We start from the raw sequence: 19,618 nt of genomic DNA, 5'->3' as shown, positions 1-19,618 counted from the left end.
TCATTAAGGCGCACCTAGAATTGGGACGTGCCACCCGCCTCCCCCGCCGTCGTGATCGACGGCTTGGTGATGGCGTACGGCGACAAGGTGGCCGTCGACGGGCTGTCGCTCGAGGTGCCCCGGGGATCGGTCACCGCTGTGCTGGGCCCCAACGGCGCCGGCAAGACGACGACGCTCGAGACCTGTGAGGGCTACCGCGTCCCGCAGCGGGGCACCGTGCGGGTGCTCGGCCTCGACCCCCAGCGCGACCGCGCGGAGCTGCTCCCCCGGATCGGCGTCATGCTCCAGAGCGGCGGCGCCTGGAGCGGCGTACGCGCCGTGGAGATGCTCGAGCACATGGCCTCGCTCCACGCGCACCCTCTCGACACCGGCATGCTCGTCGACCGACTCGGGCTGGCCGACTGCGGCCGGACCCCGTACCGCCGGCTGTCCGGTGGCCAGAAGCAGCGTCTCGGGCTCGCCATCGCGCTCGTCGGGCGGCCCGAGCTGGTCTTCGTCGACGAGCCGACCGCCGGCATGGACCCGCAGGCGCGGCGCACGACGTGGGAGATGCTCGAGGAGGTCCGCGCGGACGGCGTGACCGTCGTGCTGACGACCCACCACATGGACGAGGCCGAGCACCTGGCCGACCGGATCCACATCATCGACCGCGGCACGCTCATCGCCTCCGGGACGCCGGCCGAGCTGACCCGCGGCGGACGCTCGGCGACCATCCGGCTGGTCGTCAACCGACCGTTCCCCGACGGCGCGCCCGAGTCGCTGCGCGCCGAGCTCGGCCCGCTCACCGAGGTGCGGCAGCTCGACGAGGTGAGCATGCTCATCCACGGCCCGGCCGACGCCACCACGCTCGGCCGCGTGTCGCGGTGGTGCGAGCAGCACGGCGTGCTGCCCCAGACGCTGACCCTGGGCCAGCGCACCCTCGAGGACGTCTTCCTCGAGCTGACCGGGCGGGAGCTCGCGTCGTGAGCGCCCCGGCCACCGGCACCTTCACGCCTGCCCCCGGTGGAGCCGGCCTCGGGCGCATGGTGCGGGCGCAGGCGCGGATGGAGGCGCGGCTGATGCTGCGCAACGGCGAGCAGCTCCTGCTCGCGATCGTGATCCCGGTGATCGTGCTCGTGGGCGGTGTCGTCGCGGCCGGTCGCTTCAGCGACGCCTTCGACGGTCGCGCCGTCGACGTCCTCACGCCGGGCGTGCTCGCGCTCGCCGTCATGTCGACCGCGTTCACCTCGGTGGCGATCGCCACCGGCTTCGAGCGCCGCTACGGCGTGATCAAGCTGCTGGGGTCCTCTCCCCTGCCCCGCCACGGCCTGCTGCTCGGCAAGGTGCTGGCCCTGCTCAACGTCGTCGCCCTGCAGCTGGTGGTGCTCGGCGGCGTCGCCCTGGCCCTCGGCTGGGAGCCCTCGCTCGCAGACCCGTCGAGCACCGTGCTCGGCCTGGTGCTCACGATCGGCCTGGGCACCGCCGCGTTCGCCTCCCTCGGTCTCCTCGTCGCCGGCGCGCTGCGTGCCGAGGCGACGCTCGCGCTCGCCAACCTCGTCTACCTGCTCCTCATGGCCGGTGGCGGCGTGGTGCTCCCGACCAGCACCTACGGCGCCGCGGGCGGGCTGATCGAGTGGCTGCCGTCAGGAGCCCTGGGCGAGGCGATGCGCTCCACGCTCGTCCACGGCGACATCGACGGCCGATCGCTGCTCGTGCTGGCGGCCTGGGCGCTGCTCGGCGCCGTGCTCACGGCCCGGACCTTCAGGTGGGAATGATGGGACGCACCCTGCTCGACGGCTTGGCACGGTTCCTGTGGCCGCTCGCCGTGGCCAACCTCCTCGCCAACATCGGCATCGTCGTCACCGGGGCCGCCGTCCGGCTCACCGGCTCGGGCCTCGGGTGCCCGACGTGGCCGCGCTGCACCGACGCGTCGTACGTCGCCCACGGTGAGCTGGGCATGCACGGCGCCATCGAGTTCGGCAACCGGCTGCTGACCTTCGTCCTCGCCGCCGTCGCCGTCCTGTGCTTCCTCGCCGCCCTCGGGGCCCGGCACCGCCGGGCGACCAGGCTCGCCCTCGTGATCGGGCTGGGCATCCCCCTGCAGGCGGTGCTCGGCGGCATCACGGTGCTGACCGACCTCAACCCCTGGGTCGTCGCCGGCCACTTCCTGCTGTCGATGGCGATCATCATGGTCTGCGTCGCCCTGCTCGACGAGCTCCGCAGTCCCACGCGCGGGCTCGCGCCGTCGCTGCCGCGCGCGCTCGCCTGGGCCACGTTCGCCTCCGGCTGGGTCGTCCTCTACCTCGGCACCGTCGTGACCGGGGCCGGCCCCCACGCCGGCGACACCGACTCGCCTCGCAACGGCCTGGACCCTGCGACGGTGTCGCAGGCCCACGCCATCTCGGTCTACGTGCTGGTCGCGCTGACCGTGGCCCTGCTGGTCGTCGCGCGGCGCGGAGGTCACCACTGGCTCGCCCGGGTCACCGCGCTGGTGCTGCTCATCGAGGTGCTCCAGGGCGTGCTCGGCTGGGTGCAGTACTGGCTCGACCTGCCGGTCGGCCTCGTCGCCCTCCACATGCTCGGCGCGGGGCTCCTGGCGGCCGGTCTGGCCCGCATCGCGCTCGCCGTGCTGCCGCACCGCGGGTCCGACGAGGCCCGCGCGGACGGCGTACGCCAGACGCACGCCGCCACGCGCATCGCCCCGTCGTAGCTAGGACCGGCCCACCTTGCGGGCGAAGACGACCGTGCGCCTGGAGTAGTCGTCGGCCTTGCACCCGACGAGCACGATCCGGGCGGGTCCGGCGACGGAGTAGAGCGACCCCATCCGCCTCGAGGCCGGCCAGTACTCACGCCGGGTGACCTCGAACCGGCAACCCGCGACCTCGATGACGTCGCCACGCCGCAACGAGCCCCAGCGGTCGGCCACCCCGTTGCCGGCGCGCCAGGCGTGACCGGCGTAGACGGTGCTGCCCGTGGGGTCGCACGGCGGGTCGCCCTTCGACCACGTGTAGACGGCCCCGCGGAGCCGGTTGCCGACGGCGAGGGTGTCGTTGCGCGCCGGCACCCTGATGACCGCTGCGTCGGTGGAGGTGCGCGCGATCGTGAGCCGGTCGGGGGCGGCGTGGGCCGCACCCTGACCGAGCACCACGGTCGTGCACAGCACCGTCGCGGCGACGATCCCGGCAGCGCGGGAGCGGGTCATCGCGACCCGGTGCTGGGGGCGACCTCCGGAGCGCTGGCGCACGGGCGGGTGCGGAACGACATCTTCCACACCTGCTTGCCCTGCAGGCGGTAGGACGCGTCCGCCGCGTGAGCCCGGACGGTGACGCGCTTGCCACCGGCCTTCAGCCAGACGCCCTGGCGCAGGACCTTGCCCTTCGACGTGTAGACGACACCTGAGCGCTCGACGACCTTGTAGACGTCACCGCGGGTGCCGCACTTGTCGATCTTGCGGGCCCGGGCCGACACGGCGCGCGCCTCGGCGGGCAGCACCTCGGGCAGCACCTCGGGCGGGGCGACGACCGGCGGCGTGACCACCGGGGGCGTCGCCACCGGCGGCTCGACGGGCGGGACGACCGGCGGGGTCGGGCACGGGTCGTCGCTGTCGGTCGGCGCCGGGTAGGTCGTGGTCGTCTGACCGCCCGGGAACTGGTGGCCCGACGTCGCCGTCACCGTGACGCTGCCGTCGGGGTTGGTGGTCGAGGTCCAGGGCCCCGACGGCACCTGGCCGTAGTGGGCGTTGCCCGGGCCGCAGTCGTCGACGACCGGGACCGTCGGCGGCTGCACGGTCGTGACGTTGCAGTCGTCGGAGAACTTCTCGACCTTGATGCTTCCCGAATTGGTGGCTCGCGTGTCGTTGGACCACCTGGCCGACAGCGTGAGCGTCAGCGGTGAGGTCGGCTTGACGGTGACGGTCTCGGCAAAGGTGCGCGTCTGCCGACGCGTCAGCTCGGTGCCCACCGGGACGACACCCGTTCGGTTGGACGCGGTGATCCACTCGGTGCGGTCCTCGCTGTTGACGACCGTCCAGGTCACCGCCCAGCCGCCGCCCGTCTTGCAGGCGACGGTGCCGCTGATCGTGTTGTGGTGGGCGCTGGCCGCGCCGGCGACGCCGACGACGGCGAAGCCCACGGCCAGGACGAGGGTCACGACCCTCGAGACCCCACGGTGGATGGGACGGCGACGTACCCCCGGTCCGGACGCGCCCCCAGCGGTCCGGTGTCGTCGCTCACGTGATGAAGACATGCAGAACTACCCCCTGCTCCCGCGGGGGTGACCCGATGCCGCCCCCTGCGAGAAGTCAACGGGAGATCGCGTCAGCGGACGCGGAACGTTGTCTCAAGAAGGTCCGCAGAGACCTCGAAGTCTCCTGACACGACCTGCAGGTTGCGCTACCGGCCGAGCAGGGGATCCAGTGCTACGGCGACGAAGAGCAGGGAGAGGTAGAGGTTGGAGGCGTGGAAGAGCCGCATGGGGTTGATGTCGGTCAGGGAATCGGAGCTCTTCGCGCGCTTCCACATCCGATGGGCCTCGACGAGGAAGACAGCGCCGAGGATCGCAGCGGCGACCGGGTAGACCAGGCTCGTCCCGGCGACCGGCCAGAGCAGGAGCGAGGTCGCGACCATGACCCAGCTGTAGACCACGACCTGGCGTCCGACCTCGGCGGCGGGCTTGACCACCGGGAGCATCGGCACGTCGACGTTGCGGTAGTCCTCGCGGTAGCGCAGCGCGAGCGCCCACGTGTGCGGCGGCGTCCAGAAGAACACCACGAGGAAGAGCACGACCGGCGTCCAGGCCAGCGAGCCGGTGACGGCCGTCCAGCCGATCAGCGCCGGGAAGCAGCCCGCGATCCCGCCCCAGACGATGTTCTGCGTGGTCCGGCGCTTGAGCAGCATCGTGTAGACGAAGACGTAGAAGGCGATGGCGGTGACCGACAGGAGCGCGGACAGCGCGTTCACGCCGAGGTAGAGCACGACCGTCGACAGGATGCCGAGCACGAATCCGAAGACCAGCGCGGCGCGGGGCGACACGATGTGACGCGGCAGCGCCCGTCGGCGCGTCCGTCGCATCTGCTCGTCGATGTCGCGGTCGTAGACGCAGTTGAAGACCGAGGCCGAACCCGCCGAGAACGTGCCGCCCAGGACCGTCCACACGACCAGGTCGAGGTCGGGCACGCCGCGGGCGGCGTAGAACATCACCGGGACCGTCGTCAGCAGGAGCAGCTCTATCACGCGCGGCTTGGTCAGCCCGACGTAGGCGGCGACGACGTCGCGCCACGTCTTCGACCCCTCAGGGGCGACGCCCTCGTCACCGGTCGACGGCCGGGCGGACGCGGCAGCGTTCGGGCCGGCGTGGGACACGGTGGAGAACCTCGGGAGGACGGGGACGGATGGGACGCGGACAGCGGGGAACCGAAGGATGAACGGCCAGCTGCTGCGGCGTCCGGGACGACCCTCGGGCACGGTCGAGTCTACTCGGCCACGACGATAGGGTCGCAGTCGAGGCCACCCCTGCTGGGCTGTGATCCTGACTGCACCCGGTTGCACTCCACCGAGAGGAACTGCGTTGACCAAGAAGTCCGCCCTGCCCGCCACCCTCGAGTGGGACGACATCGACCGCAGGGCCGTCGACACGTCCCGGGTCCTGGCGATGGACGCGGTCCAGAAGGTCGGCAACGGCCACCCCGGCACGGCGATGAGCCTGGCGCCGGCGGCGTACCTGCTGTTCCAGAAGGTGATGCGGCACAACCCCGCTGACCCGAGCTGGACCGGCCGCGACCGTTTCGTGCTGTCGTGCGGCCACAGCTCGATCACCCTCTACACCCAGCTGTTCCTCGGCGGGTGGGGCCTCGAGATCGAGGACCTGCGGTCGCTGCGCACGTGGGGCAGCAAGACGCCGGGACACCCCGAGTTCGGCCACACGGCCGGCGTGGAGACGACGACCGGCCCGCTCGGCCAGGGCGTCGCCAACGCCGTCGGCATGGCGATGGCGGCGCGCCGTGAGCGCGGGCTGCTCGACCCCGAGACGGCCGAGGACGAGTCGCCCTTCGACCACCACGTCTACGCGCTCTGCTCCGACGGCGACCTGCAGGAGGGCGTCAGCGCCGAGGCCTCCTCCATCGCCGGCACGCAGCAGCTCGGCAACCTCACCCTGATCTATGACGCCAACCAGATCTCGATCGAGGGCGACACCGACGTGGCGTTCACCGAGGACGTGGGCGCGCGCTACGAGGCCTACGGCTGGCACGTCCAGCACGTCGACTGGACCAACGACGGCACGGAGTACGTCGAGGACGTCCCCGAGCTCTACGCCGCGATCCGCGCCGCCGACGAGGTGACCGACCGACCCAGCCTCATCGTGCTGCACACGATCATCGCCTGGCCCGCCCCCAACGCGCAGGGCACCGGCAAGTCCCACGGCTCCGCCCTCGGCGAGGAGGAGGTGGCCGCCACCAAGGAGGTTCTGGGCTTCGACCCCGAGCAGCACTTCGAGGTGCCGACCGACGTGATCGAGCGCACCCGCTCGCTCGTGGCGCGGGGCAAGGAGGAGCAGGCCGCCTGGCAGGAGCGCTTCGACGCGTGGAAGGGCGCCGCGTCCGACGACGCCGTCCGGACCTTCGAGCGGATGAAGACCCGCGCGCTCCCCGCCGGGCTCGCCGACGCGCTGCCGAGCTTCGACGCCGACCCCAAGGGCGTGGCCACCCGCAAGGCCTCCGGCGCGGTCATCAACGCCGTGGCCGGCGTCATGCCCGAGCTGTGGGGCGGCTCGGCCGACCTCGCCGAGTCCAACAACACCACCATCGAGGACGCGCCGTCGTTCATCCCGGAGAGCCGCTCCACCGACCAGTGGACCGGTGACCCGCTCGCCGGCCGGGTGCTGCACTTCGGCATCCGCGAGCACGGCATGGGCGGCATCCTCAACGGCATCGCGCTCCACGGCGGCACGCGCGTGTTCGGTGGCACCTTCCTCACGTTCAGCGACTACATGCGGGGCTCGGTCCGCCTGGCCGCGCTGATGGGCCTGCCCGTCACCTACGTCTGGACCCACGACTCCATCGGCCTCGGCGAGGACGGCCCGACGCACCAGCCGATCGAGCACCTCGCCGCCCTGCGCGCCATCCCCGGCCTCGACGTCGTACGACCTGCCGACGCCAACGAGACGGCGGCGGCGTGGCACGCCGTGCTCCAGCGCACCGACCACCCGGCCGGCATCGCGCTGACGCGGCAGAACGTCCCCGTCTTCCCGCGCGGCGAGGACGGCTGGAGCGACACCAGCAACGTGCACCGCGGCGGCTACGTCCTCCTCGACGCCCCGACGACCGACGACCGTGGGGGCGACCCCGACGTGATCCTCATGGGCACCGGCTCGGAGGTGCAGGTGGCGGTCGCCGCGCGCGAGCTCCTCGCCGCCGACGGCATCCGCGCCCGCGTGGTGTCGCTCCCCTGCCTCGAGTGGTTCGAGGAGCAGGAGGAGGCCTACCGCGAGACGGTCCTGCCGCCCACCGTGAAGGCCCGCGTGTCGGTCGAGGCCGGCGTCAAGCAGGGCTGGCGCGAGTACGTCGGCGACCACGGCCGCATCGTGTCCATCGAGCACTACGGCGCCTCGGCCGACTTCGCGCGGATCTACGAGGAGTTCGACATCACCGGCGAGGCGGTGGCCAACGCCGCCCGCGACAGCCTGCGCACCCTGACCGACTGACGTACGCGTCCCGACAGCCCACACAGGAGGCACCAATGAACGATCGTCTGAAGGCCCTGGCCGACGCCGGGGTGTCCATCTGGCTCGACGACCTCTCCCGCGAGCGGCTGGAGACCGGCAACCTGGCCGACCTGGTGAAGAACAGCCACGTCGTGGGTGTCACGTCCAACCCGGCCATCTTCCAGGCCGCACTGGCCGACGGTGAGCGCTACGACCCGCAGGTGCGGGAGCTGGCGGCCGCGGGCGCCGACGTCGACAAGGCCACCCAGGTCATCACCACCGACGACGTCCGCGACGCGTGCGACGTGATGCGCCCGACCTTCGACGCCACCGACGGCGTGGACGGCCGCGTCTCGATCGAGGTGTCCCCCGGCTTCGCCCACGACACCGAGGAGACCGTCAAGGAGGCCGCCGAGCTCTGGCGGATCGTCGACCGGCCCAACCTGCTCATCAAGATCCCCGGCACGAAGGAGGGGTGGCCGGCGATCACCGAGACCATCGCCGCCGGCATCTCGGTCAACGTGACGCTCATCTTCGGCCTCGAGCAGTACCGCAACGTGATGGAGGCCTACGTCGCCGGCCTGGAGAAGGCCGCCGACAACGGCCACGAGCTCGCCGACATCCACTCCGTGGCGTCCTTCTTCGTCTCGCGGGTCGACACCGAGATCGACAAGCGGCTCGAGGCGACGACCGAGGGGCCGGGCACCGACCCCGACCTGCGCGGCAAGGCCGGCGTGGCGAACGCGCGGCTCGCCTTCCAGATGTTCGAGGACTTCTTCAGGGGCGAGCGCTGGGAGGCGCTCGAGGCCAAGGGCGCGCGCAAGCAGCGTCCCCTGTGGGCCTCGACCGGGGTGAAGAACCCCGACTACGACGACACGATGTACGTCGTCGACCTGGTCGTCGAGGACACCGTCAACACGATGCCAGAGAAGACGCTCGAGGCCGTCGCCGACCACGGCGAGGTCCGCGGTGACCGCATCCGACCCTTCTACGACGACGCCGCCGCCCACATGAAGGCCCTCGCCGCCGCGGGCATCGACTACGACGACGTCATCGAGGTGCTCATCAAGGAGGGCGTCGACAAGTTCGTCGTCGCCTGGGACGAGCTGCAGACGACCCTCGGGAAGTCGCTCGAGGCCGCCCGAGCATGAGCGGGCCCGGTCCGGTGGACCCGACCACGACCGAGGCGTGGGCGCGCCTCACCGGGCTCGCAGCGTCGTACGAGCCCGACCTGCGCACCACGCTCACGCCCGAGTGGGTCGACCGGCAGACCCTCGCGGCCGCCGATCTCCACGTCGACCTGTCGAAGAACCTCCTCGACGGCGACGTGGAGGCGGCGCTGCTCGCGCTCGCCGACCAGGTCGACGTGACGGGGCGCCGCGACGCCATGCTGGCGGGCGAGCGCATCAACGTCACCGAGGACCGGGCGGTGCTCCACACCGCGCTCCGGCTGCCCGCCGACGCGTCGCTGACCGTCGACGGCCAGGACGTCGTGGCCGACGTCCACGAGGTGCTCGAGCGGGTGTACACCTTCGCCGAGCGCGTGCGGTCGGGCGAGTGGACCGGCGTCACCGGCAAGCGGATCGAGACGGTCGTCAACATCGGCATCGGCGGCTCCGACCTCGGGCCGGTGATGGCCTATGAGGCGCTCGAGCCCTACCGCCAGGACGGGTTGTCCTGCCGCTTCATCAGCAACATCGACCCCACCGACGCCGGGCAGGAGCTCAAGGGCCTCGACCCGGAGACGACGCTTTTCATCGTCTCGAGCAAGACGTTCGGCACCCTCGAGACGCTGACCAACGCCCGGCTGTGCCGGGCCTGGCTGCTCGAGCACCTGCCGTCCGACGTGGGGCGCGACGACGCGGTCGCCCAGCACTTCGTGGCGGTGTCCACAGCCCTCGACAAGGTCGCCGACTTCGGCATCGACCCCGACAACGCGTTCGGCTTCTGGGACTGGGTGGGCGGTCGCTACTCGATGGACTCGGCGATCGGGCTCTCGCTCGTCGTGGCCGTCGGGCCCGAGCGCTTCGCCGAGATGCTCGGCGGGTTCCACGCGATGGACGAGCACTTCCGCACCGCGCCCCCGGAGTCCAACGTCCCGCTCCGGATGGGGCTGCTCAACGTCTGGTACACCGACTTCCTCGACGCCCACACCCACGCCGTCCTGCCCTACGCACAGCTGCTGCACCGCTTCCCGGCCTACCTCCAGCAGCTGACGATGGAGTCCAACGGCAAGAGCGTCCGGTGGGACGGCGAGGCCGTCGGCTACGACACCGGTGAGGTCTTCTGGGGCGAGCCCGGCACCAACGGCCAGCACGCGTTCTACCAGCTCATCCACCAGGGCACCCGGCTCGTGCCGGCCGACTTCATCGCCTTCGCTCGACCGGCGTACGAGCTCACTGATGGCGACGTCGACGTCCACGAGCTGTTCCTCGCCAACTTCTTCGCCCAGACCCGGGCGCTCGCCTTCGGGAAGACCGCCGACGAGGTCCGGGCCGAGGGCGTCGCCGAGGAGCTCGTCGCCGCGCGGACCTTCCCGGGCAACCGGCCGACCACCTCGATCATGGCGCCGGAGCTCACGCCGTCGGTGCTCGGTCAGCTGATCGCCCTCTACGAGCACATCACCTTCGTGCAGGGCGCGGTGTGGGGCATCGACAGCTTCGACCAGTGGGGCGTCGAGCTGGGCAAGCAGCTCGCGCAGCAGCTCGGCCCGGCCGTGTCCGGCGACGCGGACGTCCTCGCCGAGCAGGACCCCTCCACCCAGTCGCTGATCCGCTACTACCAGGAGAACCGAGGCTGATGAGCCACGCCAACCCGCTGCGCGACCCGCAGGACCGCCGGCTGCCGCGGATCGCCGGCCCGTGCGGCATGGTGCTCTTCGGCGTGACGGGCGACCTGTCACGCAAGAAGGTCATGCCCGCCATCTACGACCTGGCCAACCGCGGCCTGCTGCCGCCCGGCTTCAGCCTCGTCGGCTTCGCCCGGCGCGACTGGGCCGACCAGGACTTCGCGCAGATCGTCCACGACGCGGTCAAGGAGCACGCCCGTACGCCGTTCCGCGAGGAGGTGTGGAACCAGCTGTCCGAGGGCTTCCGGTTCGTCTCCGGGGACTTCGACGACGACGCGGCCTTCGACCAGCTGCGCCGCACCGTCGAGGAGCTCGACCAGCTGCGCGGCACCGGCGGCAACATGGCCTTCTACCTCGCGATCCCGCCGGCCTTCTTCGGCACCGTCGTGGGACAGCTCAAGGAGCACGGCCTCGCCGACCCCGGTCCCGACCAGTGGCGCCGCGTGGTCGTCGAGAAGCCGTTCGGCCACGACCTCGAGTCGGCGCGCGAGCTCAACCAGATCCTCGACGGCGTCTTCCCGTCCGGCTCGGTCTTCCGGATCGACCACTACCTCGGCAAGGAGACGGTCCAGAACATCCTGGCGATGCGCTTCGCCAACAACATGTTCGAGCCGATCTGGAACGCCAACTACGTCGACCACGTGCAGATCACGATGGCCGAGGACATCGGCATCGGCGGCCGCGCCGGCTACTACGACGGCATCGGCGCCGCTCGCGACGTGATCCAGAACCACCTCCTCCAGCTGATGGCGCTCGTGGCGATGGAGGAGCCCATCGCGTTCGACGCCAAGGGCCTGCGCGTCGAGAAGCAGAAGGTGCTCGCCTCCGCCACCCTGCCGGCGCGCCTCGACCTCACCACCGCCCGCGGCCAGTACACCGCCGGGTGGGCCGGCGGCGAGAAGGTCCAGGGGTTCCTCGAGGAGGAGGGCATCAAGAAGACCTCCACGACCGAGACCTACGCCGCGATCACGGTCAACGTCGAGACCCGCCGCTGGGCGGGCGTGCCGTTCTACCTCCGCACCGGCAAGCGCCTTGGCCGGCGCGTCACCGAGGTGGCCGTCGTCTTCAAGCGGGCACCGCACCTGCCGTTCTCGCAGACCGCGACCGAGGACCTGTCCCAGAACGCCATCGTGATCCGCGTGCAGCCCGACGAGGGGATGACCATGCGCTTCGGGTCGAAGGTGCCCGGCACCGCGATGGAGATCCGCGACGTCAACATGGACTTCGCCTACGGCGGCTCGTTCACGGAGGCCAGCGCCGAGGCGTACGAACGTCTCATCCTCGACGTGCTGCTCGGCGACCCGCCGCTGTTCCCGCGCCACGAGGAGGTCGAGCTCTCCTGGAAGATCCTCGACCCGGTCATCGAGCACTGGGCCCGGAAGGGCAAGCCCGAGCCCTACGACTCCGGCACCTGGGGTCCGGCGTCGGCCGACAAGATGCTGGCGCGTGATGGCCGGACCTGGAGGAGGCCCTGATGATCGAGCTCACGCACACCAACTCGTCCAGCATCGCCGCGGAGTTCGTCCGTGCGCGCACCCGGGCCGGCAGCCCCGCCATGGGCATGGTGATGACCCTGGTCATCGTCGCCCCGGAGGAGGACGCCGTCGAGGCGATGGCCGCCGCCAAGCGCGCCTCGCGCGAGCACCCGTCGCGGGTCCTCGGCGTGATCCTCGGTGACGCCCGCGGCGCCGGGCAGGTCAACGCGCAGGTCGGCAGCGGCGACGGGTGGGGCGGCGAGACCGCCCTGATCCGGCTCAAGGGTGAGGTGGTCAAGCACGCCGAGTCGGTCGTGCTGCCCCTGCTCCTGCCGGACTCCCCCGTCGCGATCTGGTGGCCGACGACCGCTCCGGCCGACCCGGCCACGGACCCGCTCGGTGCCCTCGCGCAACGGCGCATCACCGACTCCGCGGCCGTGCCGCGCGGGAAGTCCACCGCGATGCTCACCCAGTGCCGCACCTACGCGCCCGGCAACACCGACCTGAGCTGGACGCGGTTGACCCCGTGGCGGGCGCTCCTCGCCGCGGCACTCGACCAGCACCCCCTCAAGGTGACCGCGGCCAAGGTCACCGCCGAGCGCATCAGCCCCAGCGCCGACCTGCTCGTCGCGTGGCTCAGCGATCGCCTCAAGGTCGACGTCGCGCGCGGCAGCTCCGACGGGCCCGGCATCACCGAGGTCAGCATGGACACCAAGGAGGGCCCGATCCGCATCTCGCGCGCTGATGGCCGCCTGGCGACGTTCTCCTCCCCCAATCGTCCCGACCGGCCGGTCGCGCTGAAGCGTCGCGAGGTGCCGGCACTGCTGGCCGAGGAGCTGCGCCGCCTCGACGAGGACGACGTCTACGCCCATGTCGCCGCCCACCTGGTCAAGCTGAGGAGCAAGAAGTGAACGACGTCCACGTCCGCCGCCACGACGACGCCGACGTCCTCGTCGGCGACGTCGCCTCCGCCCTCCTCGACCGGCTCGAGGCCGCCCAGGCGCGGGGCGAGGTCCCCCAGGTCGGGCTCACCGGTGGCAGCATCGCCGAGGAGCTGCACCGCGAGCTCGCCCGCCGGGCCGCCGACTCAGCGGTCGACTGGTCACAGGTCGTCTTCTGGTGGGGCGACGAGCGTTTCGTGCCCGCCGAGTCCCCCGACCGCAACGCCCGGCAGGCGCGCGAGTCGCTGCTCGACCACGTCCCCGTCGACCCGGCCAACGTCCACGAGGTGCCGGCCAGCGGCCAGGTGGCGACCGCGGAGGACGCGGCTGCGGCGTACGGCGGGGCGATGCGCGAGCACGGCGCCGGCTTCTTCGAGGTGCTGATGCTCGGCATCGGACCCGACGGGCACTGCGCGTCGCTGTTCCCGGGCCACCCGGCCCTCGCGGCCCGCGACGCGATCGCCGTCGCCGTCCACGACTCCCCCAAGCCGCCGCCCGACCGGGTCAGTCTCACCTTCGAGGCGATGGAGCGCTGCCGCGCGGTGTGGTTCATCGCCAGCGGCGAGGGCAAGGCCGAGGCGGTCGCGCGGGCCCTCGCACCCGAGGGCACGATCGAGGAGACCCCCGCCCGCGGCGTGCGCGGTGACGAGACCGTCTGGTGGCTCGACGAGGCCGCCGCCTCCGCCCTCCCCTGACCATTCGTCGAGTCGGCGCATCCTGGCGTCCGGATCGCGCCGAGTCGGCGCGTCCTGACGTTGTGAGGGTGTCGAGTCGGCGCGTCCTGGCCCTTGTCCACAGGCCGCGACACAGCGGAGTCAAGGCCGCGGCCCGCGGGCATCAGCGTGGTCATGAACCCGAACCAGTGGCTGCACATGCCCTACCTCGACGACACCTTCCCTCTGCCGCTTGACGCTCCCTTCACCACACGGCACGCGTACGACGCTGGGATCGCTCCACACGACCTGACGCTCCTCAGGCGCGAGGGGCTGCTCCGGTCGCCCATCAAGGGCGTCCATGTTGCCGCGCAGGAGCCTGACGACACGGCACACCGGCTCGCGTGCCTCAGGCTCGTGACACCGCCCGACGCCATCGTGGTCGATCGGCACGCCGGCTGGGCGCAGGGAGCCGACATGCTCCTCCACCCGAACGAGCACCTGCACGCGATGCCGATCGCCATGTTCCTGCCCGGTGGGCGCGGTCGGCTCCGCAACAAGCTCGCGGACAGCGGCGAGCGCACCTTTCTCGAGCGAGACCTGACCGTGGTCGACGGCGTTCGAATGACCACGCCCCTGCGGACCGCCCTCGACCTGGGTCGGCAGCGGTGGCCGGAGCCGGCGCTGACCGCGCTCGACGCCCTGCACAGACTCCGCGGGTTCAGCGTCCCCGAGCTGCTGGCCGAGATCGACCGGTTCAAGGGGATGCGCTGGGTGAGGACCCTGAGGATGGTTGCTCCCCACACCGATGGCCGGTCGCAGTCCGGCGGCGAGACGGTGGTCCGGTGGCGCTGGCTCAACCTCCCGGTGCCGCCGCCTGAGCCGCAGATAGAGGTGCGTTCGCGGGGAAGGTTGGCGTACATCGACGTCGGCAACCAGGATCTACGCTTCGGTGTGGAGTTCCAGGGACTCGAGTGGCACACCGGCGAGCACGAGGCCGAGGACGACGAACGCTTCGGATGGTTGGGCGACGACGCGGGATGGATCATGGAGCCCGTGTGGTCCTCCGACGTCTACGGACCGCAGGCCCGCATCGAGGAGATCATCATCGACGGCGTACGCCGTGGGCGCGCGCGGCTCGCCTCGTGAGCCCAGGACGCGCCGACTCGACCCTTTGCAGAGCTCAGGATGAGCCGACTCGACAGGGTGGGGTCAGAAGATGATCTCGCCGGCCTTGCGGCGGCTGCGGAGGAGGGCGACGGCCTCGTCGAGGATGTCGGCCGCCTCGGTCTCGCTGCGACGCTCCTTCACGTAGGCGAGGTGCGTCTTGTAGGGCTCGATCTTGGGTGCCGGGGGCGGGTTCTCGGAGTCGAGGCTCGCCGGCAGTCCGCACTTGGGGCAGTCCCACGACTCGGGCACGGCGGCCTCGATCGCGAAGGTCACCACCGACCGGTGGTCGTGGCTGCAGAAGTAGGTGACCGCCTGCCGGGGCGCGGCCTCGCCGCGCTCGGCCTCGCCCATCGGGCCGGCACCGACTCGACTACCGCGGATCGCGTTCCCAGCACCAGCCATGACGACTCCTTCTCAGAAACGCTCGGGGGGACTTCAGTTGCCCGAGTAGGCCATGAGCAGGCCCAGGGCGATGACACACGCAAACCAGATGACGCCGACCCCGATCGTGAACCGGTCGAGGTTGCGCTCAGCCACCGACGATCCCCCCAGACTGCTGCTGACGCCGCCACCGAACATGTCGGAGAGGCCGCCGCCGCGGCCCTTGTGGAGCAGGACGAGCAGAATCATGATCGCGCTCGTAATCATGAGCAGGACGGTGAAAGCAGGAATCACGAGCGGAAGCCTACGTCACGACTGCCGGGAAGCGCAGAGCGCCTCACAGCACCGGCATGTCGTAGAAGCGGCAGATGCCACCGAACTCGTCGACCTGCAGGCTGGCACCGCCGACGAGGCACCCGTCGACGTCGGCCTTCTCCATGATCCCGCCGACGTTGGCCGCCTTCACCGACCCTCCGTAGAGCACCCGGACGCCGTCGGCGGCGCCGTCGCCGTGCACCTCGCGGACCCGCCCACGGATCGCCGCGCAGACCTCCTGCGCGTCGTCGGGGGTCGCCACCTCACCCGTCCCGATGGCCCAGACGGGCTCGTAGGCCACCACGAGGCCGGCGACCTGCTCGGCGGTGAACCCGTCGAGCGAGCCGTCGAGCTGGGTGAGCGTGAAGGGCACGTGCTCGCCGGCCTGGCGGACGTCGAGGCCCTCGCCGACGCACACGATGGGCGTCATCCCGGCGTGGAACGCCTTGTGGGCCTTGCCGTTGACGAGCTCGTCGGACTCGTTGTGGTACATCCGGCGCTCGCTGTGCCCGACCACGACGTAGGAGCAGCCCAGCTTGGACAGCATCGCTGCGGAGATCTCTCCGGTGTAGGCGCCGTTGTCGTGGACGGAGACGTCCTGCGCGCCGTAGCGGATCGACAGGCGGTCGCCGTCGACCAGCGTCTGCACCGACCGCAGGTCGGTGAACGGCGGCACGACGACGACCTCGACCTTGCCGAAGTCGTGGCGCTTGTCCGACAGCGTCCAGGCGAGCTTCTGGACCAGCACCACCGCTTCCTGGTGGTTGAGGTTCATCTTCCAGTTGCCCGCCATCAGCGGCGTGCGGGTGGACTTGCTGGCCACGGTCAGCCCCTCTCGAGTACGGCGATGCCCGGGAGCTCCTTGCCCTCCAGGAACTCCAGCGACGCGCCACCGCCGGTGGAGATGTGGCCGAACGCGGCCTCGTCGAAGCCGAGCTGGCGCACGGCAGCGGCGGAGTCGCCGCCGCCGACGACCGACAGCCCGTCGACCTTCGTCAGGGCCTCGGCGACGGCACGGGTGCCGCCGGCGAAGGCGTCGGTCTCGAACACGCCCATCGGGCCGTTCCAGAACACCGTCCTCGCGTCCGCGAGCGCCGCGGCGAACGCGGCCGCCGACTCGGGCCCGATGTCGAGGCCGAGGGCGTCGGCCGGGATCTCCGAGGCGGGTACGACGGACGGCTGGGGCTCGCGGTCGTCCGACGGGAACGCCGTGTCGACCACGACGTCGGTCGGCAGCACGATCTCGACACCGCGGTCCGCGGCCTCGCGGAGGTAGCGGGTGCAGGTGTCGAGCTGGTCGGCCTCGAGCAGGCTCTTGCCGACCTCGTGGCCCTGGGCCTTGAGGAAGGTGAAGACCATGCCGCCACCGATGAGCAGCTTGTCGGCCTTGTCGATGAGGTTGTCGATGACCCCGAGCTTGTCGGAGACCTTCGACCCGCCGAGCACGACGACGTAGGGCCGCTCGGGCTCCTCGGTCAGCCGGCGCAGCACGTCGACCTCGGCCGCGACCAGGCCGCCCATCGCGGACGGCAGCCGCAGCGCGACGTCGTACACGCTGGCCTGCTTGCGGTGCACGACCCCGAAGCCGTCGGAGACGAAGGCGTCGGCCAGCTGGGCGAGCTGGTCGGCGAACGCTCCGCGGACCTCGTCGTCCTTGCTGGTCTCGCCGTCGTTGAAGCGGACGTTCTCGAGCAGGGCGACATCGCCGTCCTGCAGCCCCGCGACCGTCTCCGACGCGCTCGCACCGACGGTGTCGGTCGCGAAGGCGACGGGCCGTCCGAGCAGCTCGGACAGCCGGGCGGAGACCGGCTCGAGAGAGTACTGCGGGTCGGGCTCGCCCTTCGGCCGGCCCAGGTGGGCGGTGACGACCACCCGGGCTCCGGCCTCGGAGAGCTGCCGGATGGTCGGCACGCTCGCGCGGATCCGGCCGTCGTCGGTGATGGTGGTGCCGTCGAGGGGCACGTTGAGGTCCGAGCGGACCAGGACGCGCTTGCCCTTCAGGTCACCGAGGGACTCGATGCCAGCGGTGGACTCGGCCATCGGGTCAGAGCGACGTGCCGACGTGGGTGATCAGGTCCGCGAGGCGGTTGGAGTAGCCCCACTCGTTGTCGTACCAGCCGAGCACCTTCACCTGGTTGCCCAGGACCTTGGTGAGCGGCGCGTCGAAGATGCACGACGCCGGGTCGGTGACGATGTCGGTGGAGACGAGCGGGTCGGTGGAGTACTTCAGGAAGCGCCCGTCGGCCGCGGCCTTGACGATCTCGTTGACCTCGTCGACGGACGTCTCGCGGCTGGCCTCGAAGGTGAGGTCGGTGGCGGAGCCGGTCGGGACCGGGACGCGCATCGCGTAGCCGTCGAGCTTGCCCTTGAGCTCGGGCAGGACCAGGCCGATCGCCTTCGCGGCACCGGTCGAGGTCGGCACCATGTTGAGCGCGGCGGCGCGGGCGCGACGCGGGTCCTTGTGGATGTTGTCCTGGAGGTTCTGGTCGGCGGTGTAGGCGTGGATGGTCGTCATCAGGCCCTTGTTGATGCCGAGGCCGTCGTGGAGCGCCTTCGCCATCGGCGCGAGGCAGTTGGTCGTGCACGAGGCATTGGAGATGACGGTGTGGGCCGAGGGGTCGTAGAGCTCGTGGTTGACGCCCATCACGATGGTGATGTCCTCGTTGGACGCGGGCGCGGAGATGATGACCTTCTTGGCGCCAGCGTCGACGTGGGCCTTGGCCTTGGTCGCGTCGGTGAAGAAGCCGGTCGACTCGACGACCACGTCGACGCCGAGCTCGCCCCACTTGAGGGCGGCCGGGTCGCGCTCGGCGAAGGCCGCGATGGTCTGGTCGCCCACCTTGATGGACGTGTCGTCGCTGGAGACGTCGGCGTCGAGCCGGCCTAGGATCGAGTCGAACTTGAGCAGGTTCGCCAGCGAGGCGTTGTCGGTGAGGTCGTTGACGCCGACGATCTCGATGTCGGCGCCCGAGGCGCGCACGGCGCGGAAGAAGTTGCGGCCGATGCGGCCGAAGCCGTTGATACCTACGCGGACAGTCATGATCCATGCCTCCTTGGTGGGGGCCTTCGGTGACCCCGTCGACAGCTGTGGCCTTTGGTGACCACAACCGACCCTAGCGGGTGCCGGGCAGGGCGCCACCGCAGGCCTCCCGCGGTACGGACCAGTAACTTTGGATCGATCCAAGGGCGTCGTCGCGCTCGGATCCGGCACCCCAGGTGCATGATGTCCCAGCACTCCGGACGGACCGGGTGACGATCGACCACGCGGCTTCAGGGGGCTTCAGGTGCAGGACGGGGGCGGCATCGGCGTCCGGTGCTCGGGCGTGGTGCACCTCTACCGCACCTTCGAGGGCCACGACGTGGTCGCGCTGCAGGGCGTCGACCTCGAGATCGCCCCGGGCGAGCGCGTCGCGTTCCTCGGCCCGAGCGGGTCGGGCAAGTCCACCCTCCTCGCACTCCTCGGGGGCATCCAGCGACCCAGCGCCGGGCGAATCCTCCTCGGCGAGGACGACATCTCCCGGATGGGCGAGCGGCACCTCGCGCGGCTCCGGGCCCGCCGGGTGTCGACGATGCTGCAGGGAGCCACCCGCAACCTCCTCCCCTACACGACGGCGCGACGCAACATCGAGTTCGCCCGCGTAGGCATGACCGCCGAGGAGGCCGACCGCGCACCGAGCGTGGCCGACCTGCTCGACCGGATGGGGCTGACCGACCAGGCCGACCAGGTGGTGAGCACGATGTCGGGCGGCCAGCGGCAGCGCCTGGCCCTCGCGTGCGCCGTCGCGACCACACCGGGCCTGCTGCTCGCCGACGAGCCCACCAGCCAGCTCTCCCACGTCGACCGCGACGCCGTCGTCGGCCTGCTCCACGACCTCAACCGCGACTTCGGCACCACCGTCGTCGTCGTCACCCACCAGCCGGAGGTCGCGGCGACGTTCCCCCGCACCGTGACGATGAAGGGCGGCCGGGTGGGGTCCGAGGGCCACCACGGCGCCGAGTACGCTGTCATCGGCAGCGAGGGCGTGCTCCACCTGCCCTCCCACGTCACCACGCAGTGGCCGGCCGGCACCCTGGTCCGGGTCGACGCCGAGCCGCGACGGATCGTCATCACCCACCCGGCCGACGAGACCGGCATCCCGCGGGACGGCCTCCGATGAG

The 19,618-nt window shown here is 71.3% G+C and carries 19 protein-coding genes; 11 read left to right on the top strand and 8 right to left on the bottom strand.

Annotation, left to right across the window (positions count from 1 at the left end; genetic code table 11):
- Positions 1-27 precede the first annotated feature (27 nt).
- From HOO61_RS15245 to HOO61_RS15235, 3 genes are read left to right on the top strand one after another with little or no spacing between them, the layout of a single operon-like run.
- On the top strand, positions 28-966 hold the full coding sequence (locus HOO61_RS15245; protein ID WP_367650197.1) for an ABC transporter ATP-binding protein: 939 nt from the start codon (positions 28-30) through the stop codon (positions 964-966).
- Positions 963-1,754, top strand: coding sequence for an ABC transporter permease (locus HOO61_RS15240; protein ID WP_367650196.1), 792 nt, complete (start codon positions 963-965; stop codon positions 1,752-1,754). Before HOO61_RS15245 ends, HOO61_RS15240 begins: the two co-directional genes overlap by 4 nt.
- Positions 1,754-2,689 (top strand): heme A synthase, encoded by a 936-nt coding sequence (locus HOO61_RS15235; RefSeq protein ID WP_253942397.1) that lies wholly within the window; start codon positions 1,754-1,756, stop codon positions 2,687-2,689. The genes HOO61_RS15240 and HOO61_RS15235 overlap by 1 nt, the downstream gene beginning before the upstream one ends.
- Here the strand turns inward: HOO61_RS15235 and HOO61_RS15230 are convergent, their stop codons facing one another.
- The 3 genes from HOO61_RS15230 to HOO61_RS15220 form a co-directional block, all read right to left on the bottom strand.
- Positions 2,690-3,181 (bottom strand): class F sortase, encoded by a 492-nt coding sequence (locus HOO61_RS15230; protein WP_172259803.1) that lies wholly within the window; start codon positions 3,179-3,181, stop codon positions 2,690-2,692.
- Complete coding sequence (locus HOO61_RS15225) at positions 3,178-4,128, bottom strand: hypothetical protein (RefSeq protein ID WP_172259801.1); 951 nt, start codon at positions 4,126-4,128, stop codon at positions 3,178-3,180. Before HOO61_RS15225 ends, HOO61_RS15230 begins: the two co-directional genes overlap by 4 nt.
- 242 nt (positions 4,129-4,370) lie before the next feature.
- Positions 4,371-5,339, bottom strand: a complete 969-nt coding sequence (locus HOO61_RS15220) for a heme o synthase (RefSeq protein WP_172259799.1) — start codon at positions 5,337-5,339, stop codon at positions 4,371-4,373.
- 205 nt (positions 5,340-5,544) lie between these two features.
- Between HOO61_RS15220 and tkt the strand changes: the two genes are divergently transcribed.
- The 7 genes from tkt (at position 5,545) to HOO61_RS15185 (ending at position 14,743) form a co-directional block, all read left to right on the top strand.
- The gene (gene tkt / locus HOO61_RS15215; RefSeq protein WP_172259797.1) at positions 5,545-7,677 is read left to right on the top strand and encodes a transketolase; all 2,133 of its coding nucleotides are present in this window, start codon (positions 5,545-5,547) and stop codon (positions 7,675-7,677) included.
- Positions 7,678-7,712: 35 nt separating this feature from the next.
- On the top strand, positions 7,713-8,828 hold the full coding sequence (gene tal / locus HOO61_RS15210; RefSeq protein WP_172259795.1) for a transaldolase: 1,116 nt from the start codon (positions 7,713-7,715) through the stop codon (positions 8,826-8,828).
- Entirely contained in the window at positions 8,825-10,477 is a 1,653-nt protein-coding gene (gene pgi, locus HOO61_RS15205; protein WP_172259793.1) for a glucose-6-phosphate isomerase, read from the top strand. Before tal ends, pgi begins: the two co-directional genes overlap by 4 nt.
- Positions 10,477-12,000 carry a glucose-6-phosphate dehydrogenase gene (zwf, locus tag HOO61_RS15200; RefSeq protein ID WP_172259791.1) on the top strand — a complete coding sequence of 508 codons (1,524 nt, stop codon included), beginning with the start codon at positions 10,477-10,479 and terminating at the stop codon, positions 11,998-12,000. Before pgi ends, zwf begins: the two co-directional genes overlap by 1 nt.
- Positions 12,000-12,911 (top strand): glucose-6-phosphate dehydrogenase assembly protein OpcA, encoded by a 912-nt coding sequence (locus HOO61_RS15195; protein ID WP_172259789.1) that lies wholly within the window; start codon positions 12,000-12,002, stop codon positions 12,909-12,911. The genes zwf and HOO61_RS15195 overlap by 1 nt, the downstream gene beginning before the upstream one ends.
- The gene (gene pgl / locus HOO61_RS15190) at positions 12,908-13,636 is read left to right on the top strand and encodes a 6-phosphogluconolactonase (RefSeq protein ID WP_172259787.1); all 729 of its coding nucleotides are present in this window, start codon (positions 12,908-12,910) and stop codon (positions 13,634-13,636) included. The genes HOO61_RS15195 and pgl overlap by 4 nt, the downstream gene beginning before the upstream one ends.
- Positions 13,637-13,789: 153 nt before the next feature.
- On the top strand, positions 13,790-14,743 hold the full coding sequence (locus HOO61_RS15185) for a hypothetical protein (protein WP_172259785.1): 954 nt from the start codon (positions 13,790-13,792) through the stop codon (positions 14,741-14,743).
- Between the two features lie 63 nt (positions 14,744-14,806).
- On the opposite strand, the gene HOO61_RS15180 is transcribed toward HOO61_RS15185, so the two are convergent.
- Genes HOO61_RS15180 through gap form a run of 5 tightly spaced genes read right to left on the bottom strand, consistent with a single transcriptional unit; the run spans position 14,807 to position 18,500 of the window.
- Positions 14,807-15,166, bottom strand: a complete 360-nt coding sequence (locus HOO61_RS15180) for an RNA polymerase-binding protein RbpA (RefSeq protein ID WP_172259783.1) — start codon at positions 15,164-15,166, stop codon at positions 14,807-14,809.
- Positions 15,167-15,199: 33 nt separating this feature from the next.
- On the bottom strand, positions 15,200-15,439 hold the full coding sequence (gene secG, locus HOO61_RS15175; RefSeq protein ID WP_172259781.1) for a preprotein translocase subunit SecG: 240 nt from the start codon (positions 15,437-15,439) through the stop codon (positions 15,200-15,202).
- Between the two features lie 43 nt (positions 15,440-15,482).
- The gene (gene tpiA, locus HOO61_RS15170; protein ID WP_172260162.1) at positions 15,483-16,253 is read right to left on the bottom strand and encodes a triose-phosphate isomerase; all 771 of its coding nucleotides are present in this window, start codon (positions 16,251-16,253) and stop codon (positions 15,483-15,485) included.
- Positions 16,254-16,285: 32 nt separating this feature from the next.
- Positions 16,286-17,500 (bottom strand): phosphoglycerate kinase, encoded by a 1,215-nt coding sequence (pgk, locus tag HOO61_RS15165; protein WP_172259779.1) that lies wholly within the window; start codon positions 17,498-17,500, stop codon positions 16,286-16,288.
- Positions 17,501-17,504: 4 nt separating this feature from the next.
- The gene (gene gap / locus HOO61_RS15160) at positions 17,505-18,500 is read right to left on the bottom strand and encodes a type I glyceraldehyde-3-phosphate dehydrogenase (protein WP_172259777.1); all 996 of its coding nucleotides are present in this window, start codon (positions 18,498-18,500) and stop codon (positions 17,505-17,507) included.
- Positions 18,501-18,744: 244 nt separating this feature from the next.
- Here gap and HOO61_RS15155 point away from each other — a divergent pair, with 244 nt between their 5' ends.
- Positions 18,745-19,617, top strand: a complete 873-nt coding sequence (locus tag HOO61_RS15155) for an ATP-binding cassette domain-containing protein (RefSeq protein WP_172259775.1) — start codon at positions 18,745-18,747, stop codon at positions 19,615-19,617.
- The last annotated feature ends 1 nt before the right edge of the window (position 19,618 follow it).

The sequence above is a fragment of the Nocardioides sp. zg-1230 genome, assembly GCF_013155335.1.
Lineage (GTDB): Bacteria > Actinomycetota > Actinomycetes > Propionibacteriales > Nocardioidaceae > Nocardioides.
The sequence above is the reverse complement of the archived record's forward strand: the minus strand, read 5'-3'. Positions and strand labels throughout refer to the sequence as shown.